Here is a 23,394-nt window from a genome sequence, read left to right as displayed (position 1 = left end):
AAATAGCTAAGCCGCCCATGCGGTACCGTCATTGGATGAATACGGCGCGGTGATCTACCCTCGTCTCCCCAGCGGGGAGAAGGTGGCCGAAGGCCGGATGAGGGGGCTTGCTCCGAGCACTGACGTCGTTAAATCTCGCTCGGAATATTCTCCGAAAACACTGACTGAATGCGCACCGTCGTGTGCGAAATCTCGCCCTCGCCGCGAACGGCGCGCACCAGCCGGTCGATCGCCTCGCGGGCCTCGACGCGGGCATTCTGGTCGATCACCGCATCCATCACCCCTTCGAGCAGAAAGCCGCGCGTATCCTCGGTGAGGTCATGGCCGATGAAGACCACGTCCTTCTCGCGACCTGCCTCGCTGAGAGCGCGGGCAATGCCCCGGTGGCCGGCGCCGATGCAATAAATCGCCAGCAGGTCGGGATAGTCCTTCAGCAACGAGCGGACCTCCTCATAGGCCCGCTCCGAATCCTCGCGGATCTCACGGGCGGCGATGACCTCCATGCGCGGAAAGCGCTCCTGCAGGATATGGCGGAAGCCCATTTCGCGTTCTTCGTGGCCCCGGTAAGCCAGCGCCCCGGCAATCAGCGCCACCTTGCCCGAGGCGCCGGGCAGGAAACGGCCGATCAGGTAACCGGCCAGCCGGCCGGCAGCACGATTGTCGATGCCGACATAGCTGACACGTCCGACATGGCTGATGTCCGACACCAGCGTCAGCACGGCGATGTCGCTCGCGATAAGCCTGCGGACGGATTCGCGCACTGCCGGGCTGTCGAGCCCGATCAGGCCGACACCTCTGCTGAAATCGCGCAAATTCTCGAGCTTGGCGGCGATCTCCTCCGGTTCGATGCCGGCGATGCGATGAATGTGCAGATCGACATCGCCTCGCGTGCCGGCCTGACGCTCCAACTGCACTGCAAGATCGGTGATGAAAGCGTTGCTGCCACCCGGCAGGACGAAATCCAGTCGGATCGTCGACCTGCCGGTGGGAGCCTGCGGGGTGGCGCCGGACAATTCGCCAGCGATTTTCAGGACATGCACACGGGTATGTTCCTGCACGCCGGCGCGGCCATTGAGAACCCTGTCGACGGTGGCCTTCGACACCCCGGCGATGCGGGCGATTTCATCCAGTTTCGGACGATTCTTCTTCAAGCAACGGCCTCATATCGATCTCGCCAACACACCTGCGGCGAAAAATTGCATCAAAATGAGGTATTAGCCGGATAATCGTCGATGTGCCAGTGGTCCAGCGGTGGAAATCGGCACCAACGATGCATTTTGCTGCAAGATAGGCAGTGTAGCACGCTTGACAGCAGTGGTTGGCAAATTATAACTTCATTTTGAAGCGTCAATATGATGTTTTGTGATGTGATTGAGTGAGACGGAACCTGCAATGAAACCCACAGCCCGCGATTACAGCCTGATTGGCCGGGATTCGGCTGAAGCAGAGGCGAATGGCCTGGCGGCAGCCGAATGGTATTCCTGCCCGATTGATCGCAAGGTGCTCAAGGAATTGATGAAGCGCAGCGACGGTCCAGCCTTGCGCGATACCGCCATCTGGATCGGTGCATTGCTCCTATCGGGTGCGGGTGGCATCTATTTCTGGGGCTCGTGGTGGGCGGCGCCCTTCTTCCTCGTTTATGGCGTGCTTTACGGTTCGGCGAGCGACAGCCGCTGGCACGAGGCCGGCCACGGCACGGCGTTCAAGACGCGCTGGATGAATGATGTGGTCTACGCCATCGGCAGCTTCATGATCCTGCGAGAGCCAACCGTCTGGCGCTGGAGCCACACCCGCCATCACACCGACACGATCATCGTCGGCCGCGACCCGGAAATCGCCGTGCCGCGGCCGCCGGACATACCAGGCATCCTGCTGAATTTCTTCGCCCTGAAAAGTGCCGTCAACCTCTTCAAACAGCTGTTCATGCATGCCGGCGGCAGGCTGAGCGACGAGGAGAAGACCTACGTCCCTGAGACGGAGCGCGGCAAGGTTTATCTCGTCGCGCGCATCTATCTGGCTATCTACGCCGCGGTCATCATTGCCTGCCTGATGATGGGCAGCATCCTGCCGGCAATGCTGATCGGCCTCCCCTCGCTCTATGGCGGCTTCATGACGCCATTTTTCGGGCTGACCCAGCATGCTGGGCTGGCGGAGGATGTGCTCGACCACCGGCTGAACAGCCGTACCGTCTACATGAACCGGCTGTTCCGCTTCCTCTATTGGAACATGAACTATCACGTCGAGCATCACATGTTTCCGATGGTGCCGTATCACGCTCTGCCCCGGTTGCATGCTGCGATCAAGGCGGACTGCCCAACACCCTATCCCAGCACCATCGCTGCCTATCGCGAGATCATTCCGGCCTTGCTCAGGCAGGTACGCGAGCCGGCATGGTTCGTGGTGCGTGAATTGCCGGCGGGGGCCAAGCCCGTACCCTACAATCACGGAACGGTGCTCAAGCCGGCCGAATGAAATGACGACATAATGAAATGACGACATGGAGAATGACAATGGATGCCGGCTGGATTGACGCCTGCGGGGTGGACGACATCGACCAGGAAGATGTGATCCGCTTCGATCACGCTGGCCAGACCTACGCGCTCTATCGCACCGAGGACGACCGCTACTTCGCCACCGCAGGCCTGTGTACCCATGAGAAAGTGCATCTCGCTGATGGCTTGGTCATGGGCGATATCATCGAATGTCCCAAGCACAATGGTCGCTTCGATTTGACCACGGGGCGGGCCAAGGGCGCGCCGGTCTGTGTCGATCTTGCCACCTTTGCTGTCAGGGTCGAGGGTGACCGCGTCCTGCTGAAAGTCGCCTAGTCCCAGCATAAATTCCTCGCAACGCAGGATCTGCCAATGCCCGCTATTCCCGCCACCGTCGCTGACCTTCTTGCTCTCAAGGGCAAACGGCAGTTGACCAAGCTTCGTGTCGAAACGATGGAGGAAGCGGCTGCGGCCAGCGAGGCCGGTATCGACATGCTGTCGGTTCCGCCCGAGCTATTGGTGCAGGATGGTTTCCGCGATGCTTGTCCGCATCCATTCGTAGTCGGTGGTCTGGAGCCTGGACTGTTTGTCACCGAGGAGGATTATCTCCGTATCGCCTTCAAGCTGCTGAAGATCGGCGCCAATGCGGTCTATTGCGGCGCTAGCCTCGGCATCGTCCGGCGGATGCGCGACGAGGGCATTCCCGTGGTCGGTCATGTCGGCTTGATCCCATCGCGTCGCACATGGACGGGTGGCTTCAAGGCGGTCGGCAAGACATTCGAGCAGGCCACGTGGATCTGGGAGCAAACCAAGGCGCTCGAAGCGGCAGGCGCCTTCGCCGCCGAAATCGAGGTCGTGCCGCCGGATGTGGCCACGGCGATTTCAGCGCGCACAACGATGCTGATGATCTCGATGGGGGCTGGCGGCGGCTGTGATGCGCAATACCTTTTTGCGACCGACGTGCTCGGTAGCCACGATGGCCATTACCCTCGTCACTCCAAGGTCTATCGTGACTTCCATTCGGAGAATCAACGGCTGCAACGAGAGCGAATCGCAGCGTTCCGCGAATATGCCGAGGATGTTTCTAACGGTGCTTTTCCGGTTGGGAAACAGCTTGTCGGCATGCCTGCGGAGGAACGGGATCGATTCGTGGCCTCCCTGAATGGTGTGCCCACTGTCGTATGATCGAAATATGTTGCGGAAAGAGCACAGCGCAAATTAAGTCAGACAATAATGGTGCGTTGCGATAATTTAGCTCTTGAACACGTTTCAACGCAGCATTATCTTCAAATCAGCAAGACAGTTCACCTCCTCCCGAACGTCTTGCGGTCGACCACCGGCACTCCTCCTCCCAGCCGTTGGTCAAGATATAAGCCCGGTGCACCTCCTCCCGCACCGGGCTTTTTTTATTTCCGGCTTTGCTGCTTATTTGATGTGCTTGCCGCCGACCCAGCGATCGGTGATGTTGGCCCGTCCTGCGGCATAGATGATCTTCTGCAGGATGCCGTCGCCGCGATCGAGATCGTCCCAGAGGTGAATGGGTGATTTGTCGGCCTTCGTGTCGACAACCAGCGCATCGAAGAGATAACCCGGCGAAAATTGCCCGATCGGGAGATCAAGCGCCTTGCCGCCACCAGCCGTGGCGATATGGAATGCGTCGCGGAAATCGATGCGCGCCTGCCCATAGGAAGCGCGATGCTCAGCCGAGAGCTTCGGATCAACGCCACTTTCCAGCATACGCGAGGCCATGACCGCAGCACGGCAATTCTCGAACATCGAAGCACTCGGCCCGCCGGAAATATCGGTGCCGAGACCCACATTCACGCCCTTTTCCAGTGCGGCTCTCAACGGAAAGACCGCATTGGCGAAATAGGCATTCGACAGCGGGCAATGGGCCACTGCGCTTTCACGCAGCTTCATCTTGTCCATGTCGGCATCGGTGAGAAAGTTGGAATGTGCGAGCACCGTCTTGCGGCCCAGGAGCCCGAAGCGGTCGAGGCTTTCCGTGTCGGTCACACCATGACGGGAGAGCACATAGCCATGCTCCCAATCGCTCTCCGAGCAATGTGTCTGGACGTGGCAGCCGCATTCCCTTGCAAGCGCGCCAAGACCTTCAAGCGCAGCATCGGTGCAGGAGGGGATGAAGCGCGGCGTCACAACGGGAAGCACGCGGCTATCCGCATTGTCGGGATGGCTCCGGACATAGTCGATCAGCGAGCGCGTGCCCTCGATCGCGGCCTCCGGCGAGGCATCGCGGTAGTCGTCGGGGCATTCATCAGCGTTGTCCATCGCCACCTTGCCGACCAGCGCGCGTTGGCCCTTCTCCAGGCAGATATCGACCAGCGCCCGCGTCGCCTCCTGATGTATGGTGGCGAAGTAGAGCGCCGTGGTCGTGCCATTGGCCAGGAGGTCGTCTACCAGCAGGTCATAGCTGTGACGGGCGAAATTGATGTCTTCGTAGCGGGCTTCGAGCGGAAAAGTGTGCTTCTGCAGCCAGACTTCCAGCGGCATGTCCAGCGCGCTGCCAAGCTGCGGGTATTGCGGCGCATGCACATGCAGATCAACGAAACCCGGGATGAGATAGGAGCCGGCCGGCAATTTGACCACCTCGCCCGACAGCTCGCGCGTTTCGCGGATGACGCGGTAGTTCGGGTCGCTGGGCCGGTGGACGGCGCCGATCGTGCCGGCGCTGGTCACGTCGATCAGTACATCTTCGAGAACATCGATCTCGCCGCGCACCGGCGCGTGAAATCCCGATGCCAGGATCGTTCGGTTGCGAAGGTCCATTCCAACTCTCTTTATTGTTCAGCCCAGGCTGCGTGCTCTGAGCGAAAGGGCGCGCTCGCGGAAATTGTTCCGTATTTCGGCTTCGTCCAGCCCCAGAACCACCCGATCCTGCATGAGAACAGCGCCGTCGCAGATCGTCGTCACCACGTCGTCGGCGCGGGCGGAGTAAACCAGTGCCGCAGCCTCGTCATAGACCGGCAGGCAGTGCGCCTTGTCGAGATCGACGATGATGACGTCCGCCTTCTTGCCCGGCGCAAGTGCGCCGACGTCCGGCCGGTTCATCGCCGCTGCCGCACCCGTGGTGGCCATCTCAAGCAACTCGCTGGTTTTCAGGAACTCGACGTCGTTGGTCCTGTCCTTGTGGATCATGCCGGCAAACTTCATCTCCTGGAACATGTCGAGCGCATTGTGGCTCGCAGGTCCGTCGGTCGCGAGCCCGACGGTGATACCCGCCTCGCAGCAGGCGCGCAGACGCATCGTGCCGGAATTGAGCTTGGCGTTGCAGCACGGGCAGTGGGCGATCCGCGTACCGGTCTCCGCCATGATCCTGATGTCGTCGTCATTGAGCTGGGTGCAATGCGCAGCCGTCACGTCCGGTCCGAGGAAGCCCAGCGAATGGACCCATTGCACCGGCGTCGTGCCGTAGGTTTCCTTGACATACGCGATCTCCTGTGGTCCCTCGGCGAGGTGCGTGTGGATGACGACCCTGTAGGCATCGGCGACCTCGCGCACCTTGCGGTACATCTCGGCGCCGCAGGAATAGGGCGCATGCGGCGACAGCGCGACATGCACGCGATCATTACCCGTCTTGTGGTGCCTTGAGACCTTGTCGCCGAAATTGTCGAGCGCCTTCCACGACCACGGGGTGATGTCGGAATAGAGGCCGCGATCGGCAAGGCCGTAGCCGAGCGTCGCCCTCAGTGGCATCTTCTTCAGTGCTTCGATTTCCGGTTCGACGCGGTAGGCATCGAAATGCTCGTTGAACGTGGTGATGCCGGATTTCGCCATTTCGACCAGACCCATCAGGCTGGCCCAATAGAGTGTTTCCTCATCGAAATTGCGCTTCAGCCGCCACATCGTGCCCAGCCATTCGAACAGCTGCACGTCTTCCAACAGGCCGCGCAGCAGCATGTTGGAGGCAATGTGGGTGTGGCAGTTGACGAAGCCAGGCATGACGACGCGGCCCTTGGCGTCGATGACCTTGATGGCACCTTCGGTCGATACCGAGGCCGCCGGCCCGACAGCAAGAATACTATCGCCCGAAATCGTCACGGTGCCCTTGTCGATCTTTTTCGCGCCACCCATCGGCAGGACAGTGGCGTTGATGATGGCGATATCAATGCGGCTCATCAGGTCACGCAGCCATCGCTGATGTGCCGTAGGTGATGCCTTTTTCCTTCAGCCAGCGGCGATAGGCGATCGAGGTCGCATCGGCGCGCGTCGGGATTTCGGCGCGCGGCTCCATCGGAAACAGCACAGGGCGCTGGTTTTCGAGAATGATGCGGTCCTGCAGGAAGATCAGCTGCTGGAAATGCACGAGATCGGTGGTGGTCGAGACATCGTCGATCAGGAACATCACCGGATGCGCGCGGCACCTCGTTGGCTCGACCGGCTGCACGAACAGGCAGATCACATCCCAGCGGTTGGCTGCATTCGGGCAGGTCTTGTAGAGCACCGTCGTGAACGGCGTCATGACGCGGTAGATATAGTCGGTCATGATGCCATCGGTGGCCGAAAGTGCCGCCTGCGGCTGGAAGAACTTGCAGTTGGTCGCCCAGACCTCGTCGACATCCCTGCGGATCTCGACATTGTAGTGCTCGACTTCGGTGTGCGGCTCGGCACCGAGAATATCGGTGTGCACGAAGGGAAAATGCGCCATGTCGAGGAAATTCTCGACGATGCGCAGGCCGGATGCATTCACCGCCACCGTGCCGCAATTGACCACCCTGCGATCATCCTCTTCCGCCTCGGGCAGCGCGAACAGGCCGCCCTTCGGCTCGCCCAGCGTCACCCACCGCAGGCCCAGCTTGCGGATCATCGGCAGCGGCCCGGCGCGCCCCTCGGCATGCACTTCGATCGTGCCGTCCTTCTCGCGGCGCACGGTGAGGTCTGTTCCCAGCAGCCGGTTGGCCGATGTGCCGAAGGCAATGTCGGCTTCGGTGTCCAGCGGATACCATTGATCGAGTGCCGCCTTGTCGGAACATAATGTCATGGTCTCGCTCCTGTCCTTTGATCGTAAATCCGGTCCACCACAGTTTGATGGGTTGCAGGCAATCCGTCCATATCGAAATTGCCGAAGTTTTGGGTTGTCATCTCGTGTCGCGATAATAGGGCACGCCGATTGCTGCTGGCGCGGCCATGATCCGCCGCATGCGCTGCCAGGCAAGCACGGGCACGATGATGAAGGCCATGGTGCCAAGATAGGGCAGCATGGACAGGAACGGCGCCGCGATCGGCCAGCCGCGCGCCTGACCAACAAAGCCGACCGCGGTGATCAAGCCGAACAGCAATCCGGAAAGCACCGCCGAGATCGGCCGGTAACCGGCGAATATCACGAGGGCCACGGCAATCCAGCCACGCCCGGCGACCACGCCGTCCGACCATGACGGCACGAAGGCGAGCGTCAGGTAAGCACCGGCGCCGGCAGCAAGTGCCGAGCCTGCCGTGACATAGCCGACGCGGATCAGGTTGACCGGAACGCCGGCTGCATCAGCCGCCGCTGGATTTTCGCCGACGGCGCGCAGATTGAGCCCATGCCGGGTACGGAACATGATGTAGGAAAGCGTCACCGGCAGGATGATGTAGATGAGGTAGACGAGAATATTCTGCGAGAAGAATGCCTTGCCGAAGATCGGGAGGTTGGACAAGAGCGGGATTTCGACATTGGCGAACACTGCGCGAGCCGGCATGCCGGAATAGGCGCGACCGATGGTCGAGGCGATGCCGGTGCCCATCAGCGTCAGGGCGAGGCCGCACAGCACCTGATTGGCGCGCAGGATGACGGTGGCGAAGGCAAACAGCAGCCCGAAGATCGCACCGACGGCCAGCGCTGCAATAAAGCCGGTAATGGGCGACGGGAAGGCGGTGACTGTGGCGATGGCGGTCACCGCGCCCATGGCCATCAGGCCTTCGACGCCGAGATTGACGACGCCGACGCGCTCGGCAAGCACTTCGCCCAAGGCTGCCAGCGACAGCACGCCGCCCGCGAGGAAAGCTGTTGTGAAAAGGCCGGTCAGAAGGTCCATGTCAGCTCCTCAAGCCTTGTCGCGCACAATGCGGTAATGAGCGAGTTCGTCGCCGATCGCCGTCAGGAACAGGATCAGCCCCGTGATCGCGAGCACAGCCGATGTCGTCAGCCCCTGGGTTTGCAGGATGATGCCCGAATTCAGGATGAAGGCCATCAGTGCGGCCGAGAAGATCACGCCGACGGCGGAACTGCGCGCCAGCACCGCGACCATGATACCGAGATAGCCGTAATTGTTGGAGATACCGCCCTGGAGACGATGCACCGTGCCGGCAAGCTCCAGCATTCCAGCCAGGCCGGCAATTGCGCCGGACAGCAGCATGACGGTGATCAGATGGCGGCGGGCGGGCATGCCGGCATAGTTGGCGGCATCCGGATTGGAGCCCACCAGCCGAACCTCGTAGCCCCAGCGCGAGAAGGCCAGAAGTGCGGCCACAGCAAGTGCGATGACGATAGAAACCGGAAAGCCCCAATGGATCGAGCCGTAGAATTCGGGGATTTCGGCCGACATGCGCGCTGTTGCGGAGTTGGACATCTTGTCACGCCAGACATCGGTCGAGACGTAATAGACCATCAGGATAGCGACGAAGTTCATCAGCAGCGTGGTGATCAGCTCGTTGACGTTGCCATAGGCGCGCGCCAGCGTCGGGATCAGTATCCACAGCGCACCGCCCACAAGACCGGCCACGAACATCAGCGGCAGGATGACCATGGGAGCGCCCGGCACGAACAGTCCAATTGCGGCGGAACAGAAGGCGCCGGCGTAAAACTGGCCCTCGGCACCGATATTCCAGGCGCCGATCTGCTGGGCGACCGCCACCGAAAGGCCTGTCAGGATCAGTGGAGTAACGAGGACGCCGAGATCCTCCATGCCGAAACTTGAGCCGAAGCTCGCTTCGATCACTTCGTAGCCGAGTTCAAACGGGTTGGCGCCGGTTGCGGCAAGAATGATTGCCGCAACCGCCAGCGCCAGGATGATGGCGGCGGCGCGTGCGGCAAAGGCGATGGCAGGCGAGGCGGAGGGCAGGCGCTGGACGCGCACCGAAAGAGCCATTACGCGACCTCCCGGTGGGTGCGTCCACCCATCAGCAGGCCGATCTCGTCGATATCGGGATTATCATTATCGATAACGCCCATGATTTTTCCTTCATAAAGCACGGCTATGCGGTCGGAGAGGTTGAGCAGCTCTTCGAGTTCTTCCGAAATGAGGATAATGCCGGCGCCGATATCCCTGAGTTCAACGATGTAGCGCAGCATGGTGTTGATGGCGCCGACATCGAGGCCGCGGCTCGGATAGGCGGCGATCAGCACCTTGCTGGCAATGCGCATTTCCCTTCGTGCCACCAGCCGCTGCTGGTTGCCGCCCGACAGATTGCGGATCGGCATGCCGAAATCAGGGATCATCACATCCGCTGCCCCGGCGATTTCCTTGGCGAGTTCGGTGGCCGCACCCGGTCGATAGGTGCCGCCTCTGGAAACTGGCGGCTTCTTGTATTCGCGCATCACGGCATTGGCGGTGACGCTGAGCGCGGGAGCTAGGCCGCTGTGCAGCCGGTCCTCGGGGATATGGCCAATGCCGATCTCGGCGAAGTGGGCGGCGTCCGATTGTGTCATCGTCCTGCCGTCGATGATGATCTGGCCCGAGGTCGCGTGCCGCATGCCGGTCAAGACCTGGCTGAGTTCGCGCTGGCCATTGCCGGCGACGCCTGCAATGCCGAGGATCTCGCCCGCGTGCAGATCAAGCGACACGCCATGCAAAGCTGCCGAGCCACTGTCGCCGAGAGCGGAGATATCCTTGAGGCTGAGTACGGGCTGCTTCGAGATCGGCGCGGCATTTGTCGGGCGCTGGCGCATGTCGGCGAGCACGATGTCGCGACCGACCATCAGCTTGGCCAGCATGCGCGGATTGCAGTCCGACGTGTTTTCGGTGGCTATCTTGCGGCCGCCGCGCAGGATGCTGATGCGGTCGGAAATCTCCAGAACCTCATCGAGCTTGTGGCTGATGAAGATCACTGAATTGCCGGTCGATGTGAACTCGCGCAATGCCTTGAACAGTTCGCGGGCTTCGGCTGGCGTCAGCACGGCGGTCGGCTCGTCAAGGATCAGGATCTTCGCTTTGCGAGCCAGCACACGCAGGATTTCGACGCGCTGCTGTTCGCCCGTCGAAAGGTCGCTGACGCGCTCGCCGGGCTTGGTCTGCAGGTTGAACTTCGTTGCCAGTGCCGCGGTCCGGGCTTCGAGCACCTGTGCCGATGCGAGCCGCGGTGTTTCGGACCAGCCGAGATGAATATTTTCCGCCACAGTGAAGGCCTGCACCAGCTTGAAATGCTGATGCACCATGCCGATGCCGGCAGCGATCGCCTGGATCGGTGTCGAAAATTCCCGGATGTAGCCGTCCACCATGATCTCGCCCGCATCCGGCCGATAGATGCCGGTCAGGATGTTCATCAAGGTGGATTTGCCGGCGCCGTTTTCGCCAAGCAGCGCATGGATCTCGCCGGGCATGATATCGAGATCGACGTCCTGATTGGCGATGACGCCTGGAAAATACTTGGCGATTCCCTTCAGCGATACGAGCGGTGGCGTGCCGGGTGGGGCTGAAAAACGCGTCGGGATCTCATTCATTGAAAAATACCGGTGATCTGAAAATATCTAAGGATCCGGCCGGATCGACCGGCCGGATCCTGGCGATGATGCCGGCTTAGCTTGCGAGGCCCGAAACGCCTTCGACCGACCAGTCCCAGTTGTACAATTCGAGATCCGTCATCTTCTGGCCCTTGGCAACCTTGACATTGCCCTTGGCATCCTTGATTTCGCCTTCGAATGGCGACCAGCCGCCCATGATCTTGTCACGCACTGCGTCCGCCGCCTTGGCGACGTCGGCCGGGACCTTTTCGCCCCATGTGTCGCGGTCGACGCCTTCGCCCATCTTGAACAGCACTTCGCTCGGCGCCCATGTGCCTGCGAGGCGCTTGGCGACCTGCTCGACATAGAACTTCTTGAAGTCGATCATGACGGAGGAAACATACGAGTTCGGGCCGTAGCGACGGATGTCGGTGTTCCACATCGCAGCCCAGACGCCGCGCTTTTCGGCGACCTGCAGGTAGCCGGCTTCATCCATGATGCCGTGCAGGAAGTCACAGCCATTGTCGATCAGCGCCGTGCCGGCCTGGGTGGCGGCCTGCGGGTCGAACCACGAATTGATGACGATGGTCTGCAGGGTCGCGTTCGGGTTGACCGAGCGGGCGCCCAGCAGGAAGGCGTTGGTCGATGCAAACACCGACGCAACCGGGAACGAAGCGACATAGCCGAGCTTGCCGGTCTTGGAGAGATGGCCGGCGGCGACGCCGATCACATAGGTCGGATACCAGTGAGCAAGGTAATACCAGCCCAGGTTGTCCATGGTCACGTGGCCGTCGCATTCGAGGAAGGCGACCTCGGGTGCGCGCTTGACGACTTCATGCAGGAAGTCACCGTTCGAAGAGGTGTCGAAGATGATGTTGGCGCCTTCGCTGACGAACTGGCGATAGGTGCGCGTCGCGTCTGCGGAGTAGGGGATGTTCTCGACTTCGAGGATCTTCTTCAGCTTCGGATAGGCTTCCTTGACGGCCAGCAGGCCCTGGTGATGGGCCCAGGTCCAGCCTTCATCCGAGATCGGGCCGACATGGCCGAAGCCGACGACCGTGTCCTCTTCCTTGATGGCGGGAAACGATGCTGCGGCGAATGCCGGGCGAACAAGACCTGCGGGCAGCATCACGGATGCAGCGCCGACAGCACTCATATTCAGGAAGCCGCGGCGGGAAAGTGTACGTAAATCAATCATATGGTCCCCTTTTTTGGTTTGTTGGTGCCGCGATGTCCTGTTGGCATCGCGCTTATGGCCGGAGTTCTCAACGCAACATCTATGCCAATCGGCAATCTTGCTCCCTTTGAAATCGGATTTCGTCGACTTGCCCGGACAACCTTAAAAAACTTTCTCCTGGTGCAACATTTTTTCCTCCCATGTATTGGTGGAGCCCACTCTGTGCAAAGCCTCTTCAAGGCGCTGGGCTGCCCGCGATCTCGACAATGGCGAACGTGATGCGTTCGGAATAGTGTGCATTAATGTTCGCAATCGATGCGCAAATAGCAACAGCTACCCCTTGTTGCTCCCCTTGTAATTGGCGACGAACCGGGATTAGAATGCCTAATCGCGAGGCACGACCAATAGTTGTGCATGTTGATTAAATTATAGGCATGGAGTGGCGTATGCAAGAGGCAAATGAACGGCGAGGCCAGTCTCTGGAGGCTGCGCGGTTCACTTTTCGTGGCCGAATCGACTGCGACAGCTTTGCGGAATTTGCGCTGCATCGGGCATCCCGGCTCGATATCGAAATCCAGGTTGGCGCCTGCGATACGACTTCGGCAATTCTCTCGGTCCGGGGACAGGAAGCGCTTGTCGATGCCTTCGAAATGGCCTGCAGCCTCGGCCCTTATGATTGCATCGTGCTGGACGTCGAGCGCAAGGCGCTGGTCTGAGCGAGTTTTATGAACAGGAGTGAATGATGAAACTGGAAAGCGGATGGGTGCCGGTGGCGCTGTCATCTTCCATCGAGACGGGGACGTCTGCGGGCGCGGTTGTGGAAGGCGCCGAAGTGGTTGTCTGGCGCGACAACTCCAGCAAGGTGCATGCCTGGGAAGATCGCTGCCCGCATCGCGGCATGCGGCTGAGCTTCGGCTTCGTGCGCGGCGATCACATCGCCTGTCTTTATCATGGCTGGCAATATGATGCCGGCGGCCAGTGTCGTCTGATCCCGGCCCATCCCAATCTTGATGTTCCCCAGACCATCAAGGTGCCGACCTACAGCGCCGAGGAGAAATGCGGAATCATCTGGGCCACGTCAGCTGCCGACGCCGAGATTCCTCAGCTGTCCGAAGGCATTTTCACCAGCGTTCGCAGCCTCTATGTGGATTGTCCGATCGACAGCGTTCTTATTGCGCTGAGCGCCAGGGGCTTCAAGAGCGTTGGCGACAATTGCGGCACCTGCACAATCGACGGAACTGCGCTTCTTATCGCCCTTCAGGCCACGCGCCCGCAAAAGACCGGCTTGCATATCGTCGCGCTGTCATCGCCGGATGCCGAGACACTCAAGCGTCTCGCCCGCTGGGCCGAGGCGTTCCGCTTCTCGCTCGAACAGCCCCAACTGGCTGCGGCGGAGGTCGCGTGATGGCCGGCGTGGTTCTCTACAATTATGAAATGGACGAAAACTGCTATCGCGCGCGTCTGCTGCTCGGCATGCTTGGCGTCGAGTGGAAGTCTGTCGCCGTCAACATGTTTCCCGGCAACGAGCACAAGCGGCCGACGATGCTGGCGCTCAATCCGGCCGGCACGATGCCGGTCTTGAGCGACGGTGATCTGACGATCTCCGGCACATCTGCAATCCTGCTTTATCTCGCCAAAGCGTACGATTCCGCCGGCAAGTTCCTCCCCGCCGATGCCAAGGCATTCGGCGAAGTCGTCAAATGGGTGGGATTTTCCGAGACGGCACTGGCGTCGTCCATCGATGCCCGGCTCAAGTCGCTGTTCGATACACCGGGCGATCCCGTCTTGCTAAAGGCTGCTGCCCGCAAGGCATTCCGCATCATGGACGACCACATGACATCGCGCCATTTCGACGGCAAGGAATGGTTCGTGGGTGACGAAGCAAGCCTCGCCGACATCGCGCTTTTCCCGTCCTTTGCGCTTTGCCGTGACTTCAGCGTCGACCACGATGAATATCCGGCACTGCGCCGCTGGATTCGCCGTTTCCGCACGCTCAAGGGCTTCCGCACCATGCCCGGCATTCCGGATTATCATTAGGTCACCGAGTACCACTCGGCCACAGATTATCATTGATGAATTGATTGGAGTAATTTGATGACCACCCTTACCCGCTTTTCGGTCAAGCCGTTGCACACGATGACACGCACCATGGCCGACGTCGCCTTCGGTCGCCGCGAGCCTGAACTTGTCATCAAGGGCGCTCGCGTCCTGTCGACCTATTCCGAACGCATCCTGCCCGATCGGGAAGTCTGGATTTCCGGCGGCCGCATCGCCGCCGTCAAGCCGGCCGGCACCTACAAGGGCAGCATGGCGAAGACATATGACACGCGCGGCGGCATCATCGCGCCGGGCCTCGTCGATCCGCATATCCACATCGAATCCTCCATGGTCACGGCCTGCGCCTATGCCGAGGCAGCGCTGCTCAACGGCACGACGACGATCTTCTGCGACAGCCACGAAATCGGCAACGTCATGGATGTCGCTGGCGTCGAGGCGATGCTGGAAGATGCGCGGCAGGCACCGCTGTCGATCTTCCTGACTGTTCCGAGCACGGTGCCAGCAACCTCGCCGGAACTCGAAACTGCCGGCGGTGACCTGACCCCCGAAAAGATCGCTGCTCTGTTCGACAAGTGGCCGGAAGCCGTGGCGCTGGGCGAGAAGATGGATTTCGTCCCCGTCGCCATGGGCGACGAGCGCAGCCATGCAATCCTCGCCGCTGCCCTCAAGCGCGGCCGGCCGGTCTCCGGTCACGTCTATGGCCGCGAATTCGTCTCCGCCTATGCCGCATCGGGCGTCACCGACACCCATGAAGCGATCGACCGCGAAATCGCCGACGACATGCTCGAAGCCGGCATCTGGCTCTTCCTGCGCGGCGGCCCGCCGACCACGCCGTGGCACTCGCTGCCGCACGCCATCAAGACGATCACCGAACTCGGCTCCTCGCACAAGCGCATCGCTGTCTGCACCGACGACCGCGACGCCGACGACCTCCTGCAGTTCGGCCTGGATTGGGTGGTCCGCGAAGCCGTCAAGGCCGGCATGACGCCGGAACAGGCATGGTCGATGGGCTCGCTGCATGGCGCCACCCGCTTCGGCCACGATGGCGAAATCGGTGGTCTGGGCGGCGGCCGTCGCGCCGACCTCGTGTTGCTCACCGATGACCTAAAGCCAGTCAGCACCTGGTACGGCGGCGAGCTGGTGGTCGACAATCGCAAGGTCATGCCGGTGCTGGAAGAGGCGCTCTCCAAGCCGTATCGTTACCCCGATACCGCCTACAAGACCGTCAAGTTGCCGAAGAACCTCAAGCTCACGCCCGATCTGCCGACCGAAAAGGTCGTCGCCCACACGATCAAGACCGAATTGCCCGGCATCACGCTCGGCCATATCGAGGTCGAGCTTGAGCCCGCCAATGACTGGCAGACGCATTTCACCCGCCACGGGCTTTCCTTTGTGACCGTCGTCGAGCGCCACGGGAAGTCTGCCGGCAATATCGGCTATGGCCTGCTCAGCAATTTCAAACTGACCAAAGGCGCCGTCGCGTCTTCGGTCGGCCACGACAGCCACAACATCATCATCGCCGGCACCAACGAGGCCGACATGCAGGTGGCGCTCAAGGCGATCGAGGATATCCAGGGCGGCGTCTGCGTTGTCATGGACGGGGAGGTCACGGCCATGGTGCCGCTGCCGATCGCCGGCCTGCTGTCCGACAAGCGCGTGCATGTGGTTGCCGAGGAGGTGAAGCTCCTGAAGATCGAGTGGGAAAAAGCCGGCTGCACCATACCCTATATGGGCTTCAACCTCATCCCGCTCTCGGTCATCCCGGAGATCCGCATCACCGACAAGGGCAACGTTCTGGTCCCGCAGATGGAAATCCAGCCGCTGTTCGAGCCAGCTTAGGACGAGCTGATGGACCCATACCGGCTCGGGCTCGTCGCCATCCGCGTTCACTATTTTCAACTGGTAGCGCGGCTGGGTTCGATCCGGCAGGCGGCGCAGACGCTCAATGTCGCGCCGTCCTCGGTGAGCCGGATTCTCAAGCAGCTCGAGGATGATCTCGGGCTGCCGCTGTTCGAACGTGTCCGCCAGCGGCTCAAGCTGACCAGCGCTGGCGAGTTGATGCTTTACCATGCCCGCCAGAGTTTTTCCGAACTCAACCGCGCCTGCAACGAGATCAACCAGCTGCACGGCCTGCATCGCGGCACGGTGTCGGTGGCGATTATCGAAAGCGTCTCGCGCGGGCTAATGCCCGAGGCGCTGGAGGCATTCTGGCGTTCGCATCCGGGCATCTCCGTCGAGGTCAGGGTGATGAGCTCGCAGCAGGTCGCCAACGCTGTGGCTGAAAGCGAATGCGATCTCGGAGTCGTGTTTGATATCCGCGTGCCGCGCAACGTCCGGCGTATCGGCGTCGTGTCGTTGCCGCTCGGCGTCGTTACCAAGCCCACCAGCCGCTTCGCTGGCCGTAGCGATCTGCGCATCTCCGATCTCGCCGGCGAGCGGGTGATCCTCTCCGACGCCAGCCTGACACTCGGCGCCTGGGTCGAAGAGGCGTTCGGCCGCACCTTCGTTGAACTCAACCAGCGGGCTCGCACCAATTCCATCGGCCTGATGACCGATCTCGCCAAGCGCGATCTCGGCACGGTGCTGCAGACACGGGTCGGTATCGAACAGGATATCGCCGAAGGCACGCTGAGCTTCGTGCCGTTGCGCGATCCAAAGCTGCAGCTCCGTAAGCTGATGCTGCTCTCGCGCTCCGAAAAGGAAATGTCCAATGCGGCCTCGGCGCTGGGCCGGGTGCTGGCTGGCCTTCTGGATCGGCTGCGTGAGGTGACCGACGAGAGAGCATAGAGACCGCAATACCCATTAGAGTCTGTCAGAGCTAAATAGAGGCAGTTCTGTTGGCTCAAACGGAGTCGGATGTTTGGCCGGCTGGCGCGCGTCGTAGCCAAAGCATACGGCCAAGCTAGCCGGCCAAACAGCCGGCCCGTTTCAGCCAACCTGAAGGGCCGGGCATCTTTCCGCCGGGATCAGAGGCGACTGGCTCGACCATACCTTCGGGTATGACCTTCGCCAATCGCCTCTGCCCCGACACAAACCTGCTCCGGCAGAACTGCCTCTATTTAGCTCTGACAGACTCTAGAGCCGGATCGCAGCCCGGAGATTGCGCGCATGTGTTTGTATGGCGCAGCTAAAAGTACAATGGCTTGATGATGGTTCAACTTTCAGCGTGCTGTTTACCTTTGTCGAATGAGAATATGATGCGCGCAGGGGGTTGCGCCCATGGTCCGCAGGCTTGTCACGATATTGGCGGCTGACGCTGTTGGTTACAGTCGTTTGGTTGGACAGAACGAGGAGGCTGCTCTCGCGCTCTTCAATCAATGCGCTACGATAATCGAAGAACGCGTTCGCGTTCACAGCGGCCGTATCTTCGGCGGTGCCGGCGACAGCGTGATCGCTGAGTTTCCCAGCCCCGTGGAGGCTATGCGCTGCGCGATGGAGATCCAGGATGGGATCGGGCAGCTCGATGACGGGCTTGCCGAAGAACATCGCATGCTTTTCCGCATAGGCCTCAATCTCGGCGATGTCGTCGTCGAGCATGACAACCTGTATGGGGAGGCGGTGAACGTTGCCGCACGTCTGGAAGGATTGTCCGAGCCCGGAGGAATTTGTGTTTCAGGGAGCCTTTACGAGCAGGTACGCCACCTGCCCAACGTTACGTTCCATGATCTCGGCTCTCGAAATCTGAGAAACATCCAGGTCCCGATCCATGCCTATGCCGTCAGAGGCGTAAATTCGCACCCGGTCCGAAACCGTTCGCCATGGTGGTACTGGGCAACGGTGGCTGCGGCGTTTGCGATCGTGGCGTTGTCGCTCATGTGGCGATACATGCCAGCCATTGCGACAGGCGTCGGTACGACGACAGAAGAGAGCAGCGCGGCATCGCCGTCCATTGCCGTGTTGCCGTTGAGCAATCTGAGTGGCAAGCCCGATCAGGAATACTTCAGTGACGGTCTGACCAACGATATAACAACCGATCTCTCTAAATTCTCGGGCCTGTTCGTCATTGCCAACAACTCCGCGGCGACATTCAAGGGCAAACCCACAAAGGTCCAGGACATCGGCAAGGCACTGGGCGTCCGCTATGTGCTCGAGGGAACGGTCCTGAAAGCCCCGGATCGACTCAGGATCAACGTGCAACTCATCGACGCTGTGGCTGGCCACCACGTATGGGCGGAACGCTACGACCGGAAGTTGGGAGATGTCATTGCCATCCAGGAAGACATCACGAGCAACATCGTCACGGCACTTGCCGTGAAGGTCAGCGCAGCTGAGCAACAGCGTGCCAGCCGGAAACACACGCAAAACATGGATGCCTACGACTACTATCTCAGGGGCAAGCAGATCTGGGCCGATCCCAACAAGGTGACGCCCGAGGGCAATGAGGAGGCGCGGAAGCTTTTTCAAAAGGCGATCGCCCTGGATCAGAACTATTCCTCGGCCTATGCGGAGCTCTCCTATGTCTATGTGAGGGAGTATCAAAACGGTTGGAGCAAGGACGGGGCCACGTCGCTAAAAGAGGCGGAGAAATTTGCAGAAAAGGCGCTGGCCCTCAGCGACGATTTCAGCAGCCACTGGTATCTCGCCATCGTCGCGTGGAACAAGGGCAACTTCGACAAGGGCTTCTACGAATACGAGACGGCGCGGCGGATCAATCCCAACGACCCAGACCTCGCCGCGGACATGGCGGAGGCCTTGGTCTATGGCGGCGAGGCGGAACGAGCAATCCAGCAGATCAAGGAAGCAATCCTGCGCAATCCCGAAGTGCCTTACTGGTACTGGTGGAATCTCGGTCGCGCCTACTATATGGCCGGGTATTACGCGGATGCGATCGACGCGATTGGAAAGATAACCGCGCCGCCCAACGATGTCCGCCTGATAACGGCGGCCAGCGAAGCACGGCTCGGCAACCTGTCAGCCGCCAAATCGATCATGGCCGAATTCAGCAAGAACGACCCGGAATGGTCCCTCGAAAAATCGGCTGGATACTATTACCGGCGGGACAGTGATCGCCAGCAATGGTTGAAGGGGCTGCGAATGGCCGGCCTGCGAGAGAAATGAGATCTGGCAGCCAAAGTCGATAAACGCCGCGCGTTCCGTTGCTATTGCGGTATTCTTGACAAAAATGCCAATTTTATTGACTTTTTGAAATATTCAGGCAAAATTTGAGAAGCTTCAGGTAGATTTGTTGCGGAAATTGGTGCGCCACAATCATTCGTGCTGCGGTGTGCTGAGGCGTTTACATATATCCAGGTCGCCGATCATTGTGGCCCGCTGGCGAGATACTGTTCGAATTCAGTGTCGCCCTGCTTAAGCCGGCAGCTTTTTTTGTCGTGCGCTTTCAAGCGATGTAATTCCAATCGTGTGGACCAAGGGAGGATATCATGCCAACCGCTCGTGATATGTGCCGTGAGGGGCGTCAGCAGCCGTTGACGCGCGCTGGAAACGATACCGCCAAGAACTGGTATGAGCAGGCGAAGTCGGCCGAAAACGTCTACATGCCGGCCTATGCGGAATATTCGTATGTCTTTGTGCGCGAATATCAGAATGCTTGGGGCAGCGATCGGGCCACGTCTCTCGCCAAGGCGCTGGATCTGGCAGAGGAAGCCGTGACCCTGGCCGGGCAGTCGAGCAACAGCTTTTATCAAGACTTCAGGGCGCGCTGGTATCGCGCGATTGTTTACTGGAACCAGGGGGACTTTCAGAAGAGTTTCCAAGAGTATGAAGTAGCGCGAGGGCTGATCTCGAAAGAAAGATATGAGGTCGATACCGCCGATCTCGACGCCGATCTCGCCGAAGCTTACATCTATTTTGGTGACCCACAGAAGGCAATCAAGCTGATCATCGACGCGATGAAGCTCCATCCCGAGCCTCCTTACTGGTATAAGTGGAATCTCGCCCGGGCCTACTACATGGCCGGGCAGTACCAGGCCGCGATCGATACAGTCAACGAGATCAAGGACCCGCCTAACGATGTCCGGTTGATCCTCGCTGCGAGCATGGCGCGACGTGCCGAAGAGGTTATGCAGGCGTTCATGAACGAGGACCCGGATTGGACTGTCCAAAAGTCGGAGCAATACCATTACGGCAACAATACCCAGAAGCAGCATTGGCTTACGGGATTGCGAAAAGCGGGGCTAAGGGAAAGTTAGGGCCGGCGATGAAAATCGGCCTGACATTCGATTTGCGCCAGGATTATGCGGATGCGGGCTACGACGAAGAGCAGACGGCAGAATTCGACGAGCTCGAAACGATCGTAGCCATTGATGATGCCCTGCAATCGCTCGGGTACACAACCGAACGCATTGGAAATGCGCGCGCTCTTTTAGGTCAGCTTGCTGATGGCGCGCGCTGGGAACTGGTCTTCAACATCGCCGAGGGAATGTACGGCTTCGGTCGTCAGTCTCTGGTTCCTGCACTCCTCGAAAACTATCGGATTCCCTATACATTTTCTGATCCGCTTGCTCTCGCGGTCACGCTGCACAAGGCAGCGGCGAAACGCGTTCTTCGCGATCACGGCATGCAAACGGCCGATTTTGCAGTCGTCGAATCCGATCGGGATATCCTCGATGTAGCGCTGCCTTTTCCGTTGTTTGCCAAGCCGGTTGCGGAAGGCACGAGCAAGGGGATCTCTGTGGCATCGATCATCATCGATCCGCAGCAACTGGCCTGTAAATGCAGGCGCTTGCTGCTGCGCTACCGGCAGCCGGTGCTTTTGGAAACATATTTGCCGGGCCGGGAATTTACAGTCGGGATTCTGGGCACCGGCAACACGGCTCGTGCATTGGGCGTCTTGGAAATGACTGTACGCAGCGGCCCGGAACCGACGGTCTACTCCTACGACAACAAGAAGAACTTTGACGAACGCATGTCTGCCAGCCTCGCGACTGACGACCAGGCAAGCGAAGCGATGACGTTCGCCCTGGCAGCATGGCGACACCTTGGCGGCCGGGATGCAGGGCGTATCGATCTGCGATGCGATGACAAGGGGTGTCTGAATTTCCTCGAGGCCAATCCTCTCGCGGGTCTGCATCCTAGAAACTCGGACCTGCCACTTCTGGCGCGCCTGAAGGGAATGGGCTACGTCGAACTCATGGAGCAGATTGTCGCATCGGCATGCGACCGTCTGGCGAATGGCCCGGACAGCCACGTTCCGCGGTGATCGCTGCCAGTCCGAAATTTTGATGGGTTCGGGCCGCTTGCATCAATGCTCACGTACCGGCGTTTTGTCATGCCAATTGCTAGTCGTTCCGCGATGCAGTCAGCACCCGGACGTCAGGCCGTGCCCGCGCCCCGCGCGATCAGCATGACAAAATCATCAATCTCCTGCTCCAGCCTTTCGAGCGGTAGCCCGACGAAGCGGCCTTCGAGACTGATCGAGATCACGCCATGCACCGCGCCGAACAGGGTGCGAGCGCGGATCAGCCGATCTTCAACGGCAAGCGCCGGCTGAAGCTCGGCAAGCGGGGTGGCTATCAAGCCGATCAGGAAAAGGTGCTCGTTGAGGTGCCATTCCGGCGTCGTTGGTCGCTGATGCTCGAACAGCGCCCGCCAGAGATTGCGGTTGGCGACCGCAAAGGCGAGGTATCCGCGCGCCAGATGCCGCAAGGCGTCGGCCGGGCCGTCTATTTCAGCTGCAGTTTCCTCCAGCGATTGTTCCAGTGCCGCCAGCGTCGAGGAATTCACATATATGATCAGCTCGTCAAGGTCGGCAAAGGCCGTGTAGAGTCCGCCCAGCGCACAGCCGGCATCCTGCGTCACATCGCGCGCGCGCAGATTGGCGAGGCCATCTGCCGCGATGCGGTTGCGCGCCGCCTCGATCAATCGCGCCTTCAGGTCTTCGCGCTTTTCTTCCCGTTTCCCGGCCATTAACCATTCCGTTTCAATTTATGAACGCCGTTCAAAATAATTCTTGAACAATGTTCATGATTCTGGCATAACTCATTTCATGAACAACGTTCATAAACGGGAGAAAGCAAATGTTCAAACAAATTCTAACATTGCTGCGGGGCAGGGCATATGACGCGGAGCAGGCGTTTGCCGACCGCAACGCCGTTCCCCTACTCAATCAGCAGATACGAGATGCGGCTCAGGCTATTCAATCTGCTCGCCGGGCCGTGGCTGTTGCCATTGCCCAGAACGAACAGGAAAAGGGCCAGCATGCAACGATCGTCGGCCGCCTCGCCGATCTCGAAATCCGCGCCATGGTGGCGCTTGAGAAAGGCAATGAGGGCCTTGCACGAGAGGCCGCCGACGCGATCGCCTTCCTGGAAGCCGAGCGCGATGCATCGCAGGCGGCACAGGCGCAATTCACCACCGCAATCGACAAGCTGAAGACTGTTGTTCGCACCGCGGAAGCCCGGTTGCGCGACCTGCAGCGTGGCGAACGGCTTGCCCGCGCCACCGAAGAGGCCCAACGGCTCGACGTTTCGGTTGCAGGGCCGGGCCTCGCCACGCTCGACGACGCCGAGGAGACGCTCGCCCGTCTTCGCATTCGCCAGAGCCAGAATGAAACGACCGCTGCGGTGCTCAAGGAGATGGAGCATGGCTCCCGCCCCGTGGGCATAGTCGAGAAGCTTGCCAATGCCAGCTGTGGTGCGCCGCTTAGATCGTCCGCCGACGATGTGCTTGCGCGCCTCAAGAGCCGGATGAACACGCCAGCCTGAACCGTATAACCATTTAACGAGGGATCACGACAATGAACGACAGTTTCCAGAAGCATTCATCGAGCTGGGTTAGCTTCTCCTACCTCTCCTTTGGCGCAGCCGCCGTCATGCTCGCCGGCGGGCTGTACATGATGCCACTCGATCTCTGGGGGAAGGGCTATCTCGCCATGGGCATCGTGATGCTCGTGCAGACCACCGTCAACATCACCAAGACCCTGCGCGACAATGCGGAATCCGAAAAACTCATTCGCAAGGTCGAGGATGCCAAGACTGAAAAGCTACTCGTCAACTTCAATCGCAGTTCTGATAGCTAAGATTTCTTAACCACACCATAGGGTTGTTTTTGCG

The 23,394-nt window shown here is 60.1% G+C and carries 22 protein-coding genes; 13 read left to right on the top strand and 9 right to left on the bottom strand.

The window, feature by feature from the left end; all coding sequences use genetic code 11:
- Positions 1-128: 128 nt before the first annotated feature.
- The gene (locus ACXHRN_RS20165; RefSeq protein ID WP_488638085.1) at positions 129-1,151 is read right to left on the bottom strand and encodes a LacI family DNA-binding transcriptional regulator; all 1,023 of its coding nucleotides are present in this window, start codon (positions 1,149-1,151) and stop codon (positions 129-131) included.
- A gap of 241 nt (positions 1,152-1,392) precedes the next feature.
- On the opposite strand from ACXHRN_RS20165, the gene ACXHRN_RS20160 reads away from it, so the two are divergent.
- Genes ACXHRN_RS20160 through ACXHRN_RS20150 form a run of 3 tightly spaced genes read left to right on the top strand, consistent with a single transcriptional unit; the run spans position 1,393 to position 3,677 of the window.
- A complete protein-coding gene (locus ACXHRN_RS20160; RefSeq protein WP_488638084.1) occupies positions 1,393-2,472 on the top strand; it encodes a fatty acid desaturase family protein in 1,080 nt (359 codons plus the stop codon).
- Between the two features lie 38 nt (positions 2,473-2,510).
- Positions 2,511-2,828: a MocE family 2Fe-2S type ferredoxin gene (locus ACXHRN_RS20155; RefSeq protein ID WP_488638083.1), complete on the top strand. Its 318-nt coding sequence runs from the start codon at positions 2,511-2,513 to the stop codon at positions 2,826-2,828.
- A gap of 36 nt (positions 2,829-2,864) precedes the next feature.
- Positions 2,865-3,677: a 3-methyl-2-oxobutanoate hydroxymethyltransferase gene (locus ACXHRN_RS20150; RefSeq protein WP_488638082.1), complete on the top strand. Its 813-nt coding sequence runs from the start codon at positions 2,865-2,867 to the stop codon at positions 3,675-3,677.
- Positions 3,678-3,917: 240 nt separating this feature from the next.
- On the opposite strand, the gene guaD is transcribed toward ACXHRN_RS20150, so the two are convergent.
- From guaD to ACXHRN_RS20115, 7 genes are all read right to left on the bottom strand, one after another.
- The gene (gene guaD, locus ACXHRN_RS20145) at positions 3,918-5,279 is read right to left on the bottom strand and encodes a guanine deaminase (protein WP_488638081.1); all 1,362 of its coding nucleotides are present in this window, start codon (positions 5,277-5,279) and stop codon (positions 3,918-3,920) included.
- A gap of 18 nt (positions 5,280-5,297) precedes the next feature.
- Positions 5,298-6,629, bottom strand: a complete 1,332-nt coding sequence (locus ACXHRN_RS20140; RefSeq protein WP_488638080.1) for an amidohydrolase family protein — start codon at positions 6,627-6,629, stop codon at positions 5,298-5,300.
- Between the two features lie 4 nt (positions 6,630-6,633).
- Positions 6,634-7,491: an aromatic ring-hydroxylating dioxygenase subunit alpha gene (locus ACXHRN_RS20135; protein ID WP_488638079.1), complete on the bottom strand. Its 858-nt coding sequence runs from the start codon at positions 7,489-7,491 to the stop codon at positions 6,634-6,636.
- Between the two features lie 97 nt (positions 7,492-7,588).
- Positions 7,589-8,524, bottom strand: coding sequence for an ABC transporter permease (locus ACXHRN_RS20130; RefSeq protein ID WP_488638078.1), 936 nt, complete (start codon positions 8,522-8,524; stop codon positions 7,589-7,591).
- Between the two features lie 9 nt (positions 8,525-8,533).
- Positions 8,534-9,577, bottom strand: coding sequence for an ABC transporter permease (locus ACXHRN_RS20125; RefSeq protein ID WP_488638077.1), 1,044 nt, complete (start codon positions 9,575-9,577; stop codon positions 8,534-8,536).
- Complete coding sequence (locus ACXHRN_RS20120) at positions 9,577-11,148, bottom strand: ABC transporter ATP-binding protein (RefSeq protein WP_488638076.1); 1,572 nt, start codon at positions 11,146-11,148, stop codon at positions 9,577-9,579. Before ACXHRN_RS20120 ends, ACXHRN_RS20125 begins: the two co-directional genes overlap by 1 nt.
- Positions 11,149-11,224: 76 nt before the next feature.
- Positions 11,225-12,346 (bottom strand): BMP family ABC transporter substrate-binding protein, encoded by a 1,122-nt coding sequence (locus tag ACXHRN_RS20115; protein WP_488638075.1) that lies wholly within the window; start codon positions 12,344-12,346, stop codon positions 11,225-11,227.
- Positions 12,347-12,771: 425 nt separating this feature from the next.
- Between ACXHRN_RS20115 and ACXHRN_RS20110 the strand changes: the two genes are divergently transcribed.
- The 8 genes from ACXHRN_RS20110 to ACXHRN_RS20075 all read left to right on the top strand — a co-directional run bounded on the left by ACXHRN_RS20110 (position 12,772) and on the right by ACXHRN_RS20075 (position 21,542).
- Complete coding sequence (locus ACXHRN_RS20110) at positions 12,772-13,041, top strand: hypothetical protein (RefSeq protein ID WP_488638074.1); 270 nt, start codon at positions 12,772-12,774, stop codon at positions 13,039-13,041.
- Between the two features lie 23 nt (positions 13,042-13,064).
- Positions 13,065-13,730 (top strand): Rieske 2Fe-2S domain-containing protein, encoded by a 666-nt coding sequence (locus tag ACXHRN_RS20105; RefSeq protein WP_488638073.1) that lies wholly within the window; start codon positions 13,065-13,067, stop codon positions 13,728-13,730.
- Positions 13,730-14,362: a glutathione S-transferase family protein gene (locus ACXHRN_RS20100; RefSeq protein WP_488638072.1), complete on the top strand. Its 633-nt coding sequence runs from the start codon at positions 13,730-13,732 to the stop codon at positions 14,360-14,362. Before ACXHRN_RS20105 ends, ACXHRN_RS20100 begins: the two co-directional genes overlap by 1 nt.
- A 57-nt stretch (positions 14,363-14,419) precedes the next feature.
- The gene (locus ACXHRN_RS20095) at positions 14,420-16,222 is read left to right on the top strand and encodes an adenine deaminase (RefSeq protein ID WP_488638071.1); all 1,803 of its coding nucleotides are present in this window, start codon (positions 14,420-14,422) and stop codon (positions 16,220-16,222) included.
- A gap of 9 nt (positions 16,223-16,231) precedes the next feature.
- Entirely contained in the window at positions 16,232-17,170 is a 939-nt protein-coding gene (locus tag ACXHRN_RS20090; protein ID WP_488638070.1) for a LysR family transcriptional regulator, read from the top strand.
- A 432-nt stretch (positions 17,171-17,602) separates the two neighbouring features.
- Positions 17,603-19,441, top strand: coding sequence for an adenylate/guanylate cyclase domain-containing protein (locus ACXHRN_RS20085; protein ID WP_488638069.1), 1,839 nt, complete (start codon positions 17,603-17,605; stop codon positions 19,439-19,441).
- 323 nt (positions 19,442-19,764) lie between these two features.
- The gene (locus tag ACXHRN_RS20080; RefSeq protein ID WP_488638068.1) at positions 19,765-20,532 is read left to right on the top strand and encodes a tetratricopeptide repeat protein; all 768 of its coding nucleotides are present in this window, start codon (positions 19,765-19,767) and stop codon (positions 20,530-20,532) included.
- An 8-nt stretch (positions 20,533-20,540) separates the two neighbouring features.
- Positions 20,541-21,542 carry a D-alanine--D-alanine ligase family protein gene (locus tag ACXHRN_RS20075; RefSeq protein WP_488638067.1) on the top strand — a complete coding sequence of 334 codons (1,002 nt, stop codon included), beginning with the start codon at positions 20,541-20,543 and terminating at the stop codon, positions 21,540-21,542.
- A gap of 113 nt (positions 21,543-21,655) precedes the next feature.
- Here the strand turns inward: ACXHRN_RS20075 and ACXHRN_RS20070 are convergent, their stop codons facing one another.
- On the bottom strand, positions 21,656-22,249 hold the full coding sequence (locus ACXHRN_RS20070) for a TetR/AcrR family transcriptional regulator (RefSeq protein WP_488638066.1): 594 nt from the start codon (positions 22,247-22,249) through the stop codon (positions 21,656-21,658).
- 110 nt (positions 22,250-22,359) lie between these two features.
- Between ACXHRN_RS20070 and ACXHRN_RS20065 the strand changes: the two genes are divergently transcribed.
- Together ACXHRN_RS20065 and ACXHRN_RS20060 are read left to right on the top strand one after the other, a co-directional pair.
- Positions 22,360-23,046: a PspA/IM30 family protein gene (locus ACXHRN_RS20065; RefSeq protein ID WP_488638065.1), complete on the top strand. Its 687-nt coding sequence runs from the start codon at positions 22,360-22,362 to the stop codon at positions 23,044-23,046.
- A 32-nt stretch (positions 23,047-23,078) separates the two neighbouring features.
- Positions 23,079-23,360, top strand: coding sequence for a YiaA/YiaB family inner membrane protein (locus tag ACXHRN_RS20060; RefSeq protein ID WP_488638064.1), 282 nt, complete (start codon positions 23,079-23,081; stop codon positions 23,358-23,360).
- Positions 23,361-23,394: the final 34 nt, after the last annotated feature.

This window comes from Shinella sp. OV683 (genome assembly GCF_057787725.1).
This window is presented reverse-complemented; position numbering and strand designations above follow the sequence as displayed.